Annotated in this window: 1 protein-coding gene; it reads right to left on the bottom strand. The window is 69.3% G+C overall.

Annotated features, from left to right (window positions below; genetic code table 11):
• Nucleotides 1-3707 (bottom strand): phage tail tape measure protein (locus CSR00_RS29560; RefSeq protein ID WP_141564537.1); only part of this gene is annotated, 3707 nt, incomplete at its 3' end.
• Between the last annotated feature and the right edge of the window lie 12 nt (nucleotides 3708-3719).

The following is a 3719-nucleotide window of genomic DNA, read 5'->3' as shown; positions in this document are numbered from 1 at the left end:
GCCACCTCGTTGGCCACCGACGTCGGTTCTTGGCCGGGCTGCTGGTGCAGCTCCTTGATCTCCACCAACGGTCCCCCTCCCTGTCCTGGCTGCTGCGCGTTCTGCTGGGCGTCTGGCTTGGGTTGCTGCTGGACTCCACCGCCCGCGGTGTTCGGGATCGAGGGGCGTGCGCCGGCGATGCCGGCCAGGACCCTGCCCGGCAGCGTCTTGAGCGGGTCGACAGGGCCCTTTGAGCCCGACACGCTCAGCGTTTCGAAGATGCCGCTGGCCAAGGTGCCCGCCTGCTGGGCGAGGAAACCGACCGTGCGGTTGCCCAGCTGCAACGCGAGGTTGGCGGCTGCGCCGGCGCCTGGGGCCAGCGCGTCGAGCCCGGATGCTGCCGCCTGGGCCGCGGCCAGTGGGAGGCCGCCGATTCCCTGCGTCATGCCGGCCCCGGCGCCGGGGATGGCGCCCGGAGCCTGACCGGGGATCAAGCTGGGGCCGATCGGGTTGGCCGGGCTGCCCGGAGGTGACATGAACGGGGCGGCCTGCGGCATACCCGCGCCGGGGAGCATGCTGCCTCCGCCTCCGCCGGCGAGGGCGGGCAGCGGCCCTGCTCCAGGGTCGACCTCCGGGATCCCGGGCAGGCCCGCACCAGAACCCCCGGCCGGTGCGGGGTTGGTGAGGCCCGGGCTGGTGTTCTCAGAGCTGTACAGCTCCGGCGCCGAGTACGCCGGGGGTGAAGGCAGCGGCGACGTCGAACCCGCGGGGCCGAGCGGCAGGTAGTACCGCTTCTCGAACTGCGGATCGAGCGCGCCGGCCGCCGACCCGCCGTATTGCGCGCCGCCGCCGGTGCCGCCACCACCCTCGAAGTTCACGCCATTCGGCAAAGTGGCCGCCATGTGCCCGCTCTGTCCCGGGTAGGGATTGACCCCGATGTTGAAAGCGCCTGGCATGTAGCCCGGCAGGAATCCGAGCTTGGCCGCGTCGGCGTCGCTGCCGAAGCTCGTGGTGGTGAACATGCGATTCGGTGACGACTTGCCGGTTGTGAGCACTTCGTACAGGTCGGAGATCGAGCCTGAGCAGTCGGCCAGGCCGTCGATCAGGTCTGAGGCTGGCGCGTAGTCGGTCCTGCCCGAGGCCCACTGGGCCAGTGACAACATGGCGCCGAGGTTGCCGCGACTGCCCTGACTCGCCATGGGTCCCGCCGCCGACGAGTACGGGTACCCGGGTACACCGATCCCGGAGTTGTCGGGCACGCCGGGCTGAAACCGGGGTCCGAACGCTCCGTTGGACGCCAGCATGCCCAGCAGGCCCGATCCCTCGTCGCCGGCGGCGGCCTTGATCGCCGACAACGGGCCCAGCAGCGGTGCGGCGGCCAGCGAGCCGGCCGCCTTCACCAGATTCTCCACGAGGCCGGGGATTCCGTCGGACAGCCCGAAGTCGTTATCGAGCGCGGCGCCGATGTCCTCCATGCCCGACGAGAACGACTCCGCGGTGTCCTGCATCTTCTTCCACGTGCCCTGCTGGGCCTCGGCCAGCTTCTGCTGCTGCGACAGGTACTGACGCTCGGCCAACGTGACCGCGGTCCTGGCCTCGTTCAGGTCAGCCTGGCTGGCGTTGCTGTCGGCCTCCAGCTCCAAGAGCCGCCGCCGCGCATTCTCGACCGACTGGCCCTGCGAGATCAGCGACGTTTCAGCGTCGAACACCTTCTGCTGATCCACAGAGAAGGCCCCATACCCCGGGCCGGGCGGCAACGGGCCCCCTCCGGCCAAGCCCGGCGCCGGGATTCCCACACCGGGAAGCTGGTCGACGCGCAGCCCGTCGAAGCCACCAATCGGCACCGAGTCCAGGGAGTAGCGGCGCGGATCGATAGCCGGCTTGGCCTTGGCCGCCTGCTCGGCGTCCTTCTGGGCCTGGGCCTGCTCATCGGTCAGGATCGGAGTCCGCTCACCCGCAACCGGCGCATCGACAGGCGCTCCCGCCGGCTGGTCGGGGTAGAGCATCTTGTAGTAGTCGCGGACACCGAGTTGGTTGATGTCGGGCGCGGTTGCGCCGCCGGTGAGCACGTCGAGCGGGTTGACCCCCGGTGCTGCGGTGACCGGCGCGTTGAGCGCCGGGCCCGGGGTGACGATCTGCGGGCCGTAGACGATGCCCGGGATCCCCGGGGCGCCCGGATCGATCTGCGGGGCCGAACGGCCGAAGATCTCCTTGATGGCCTGGGGGAGGCCGGCGTCGGTCGCCCACCCGGCGAGCTTGGTCTTCAGGTCATCGAACCAGGTGCCCACGGCGCGGGTGGCTTCCTGCCATTCCGACTTGAAGTTCTCGGTCGCGGTCTTCGTTGCATCGTCGGAGACACCCCTCATGTCCCGGAACCGATTCTTGACGGGGTCAAGATCGAACCGGTTGACCGCGTCACCCATGTCCTCGAACTGGGTTCCGAACAACCGTTGCCAGATCAGCGCCTGCTGCATCGGGTCGTCGATGCGCCTGATGGCGTCGAAGGTGGCCCCCAACGCGGCCTTCGCCGAGTCCCCGCCATCAGCGAAGCGGGCGGCCATGTCGTCGGCGGAGAACCCCAGCGCCTCGAAGCCCTCGCGGGTGGTTTTCGACGCGTCGACCGCTCGGATCGAGAACTCCTTGAGCGCGTCGGCCACCTTGTCGGTGTCGCGCGCTCCGCCCTCGAGTCCCTGGCTGAGCAGGGTCAGGTATTCGCTGGCATCCAACCCGAGCTTGCGGGCCTGGGTGGAGTATTCGTTGATCGTGTCGAGCCAGTCGCCGGAGACGTCCAGCCCCTTCTGGAACCCGGCGGTGATGATGTCGGATGCCTCCGAAACACTGCCGGCCAGCCCGTTTCGCATCATGGTGGTGATCGATCGGGACAGTTCACCGGCGGTTGATTCGGTGATCGTCGACAAGCCCTGCAACTGCTCGACGACGTGCTGCACCTGGGCGTCGGTGGCTGCCTCGTCGATCAGCCCGGCGCGCTTGGCCAACTGCGCGGTGCTCAGATTGTCCGCGACCGAGACGCCGAAGTTGTTGGCGTAGGCGCGGCCTGCCGCCTGGGCGTATTCCGACATCGACGCCTCATCCAGGCCCATCCGCGCCTGGAACAGGTCACGAGTGGCCAGGATGTCCATACCGTCAGCGATGGCGGGCCCCAACAGCGTGGCAGCCGCGCCGACCGCGGCCACGATCCCGCCGCCGATCGCGGCTCCGGCGGTCGCTCCGATGCCGGTCATCCGCGCTGCGCTCAGACCGGTGGATAGGCCACCGCCGAAACGGTCGGCGGCCTGCTGGCCGTAGTTGCCGAAACTTCCAAGCCCTGAGCGGAACCCGCCCAGGAACGACTCCGAGGCGTTCTCGCCGGCCTGCCCGTAGTCCTTGGCGGCGGTGGCGGCCTCCTTGTGGGCGCGCGCTTCGTCGCGGCGCGCCTTGGCCACCCGCTCGGACTGAGTCACCATCCGGTCCCGGCGCGTGTTGCCGCTGGCGGTCAGCGCGTCGAGTTTTTCTTGCTCCGAGCGCAGTCGCCCGGTCGCGTCGGCAGCCTTGTCGAGCGCCCTCTGCAGCTTCGGCGACTTCGCGGCAGCACCGTCGGCGAACTGCGTCATGAAATCGCCGCCGAGGTTCTGACCCAGCCGGTCGAAGCGACGCTGAATACCGTTCGACGACCGGCGAAGCGCGTTGTCGTCGATCGCCGTACCGACAACCATCGTCAGGTCACTCACGAACGCATCACC

The organism is Mycolicibacterium palauense, from assembly GCF_002592005.1.
In the GTDB taxonomy this organism is placed as follows: Bacteria; Actinomycetota; Actinomycetes; order Mycobacteriales; family Mycobacteriaceae; genus Mycobacterium; species Mycobacterium palauense.
This window is presented reverse-complemented; position numbering and strand designations above follow the sequence as displayed.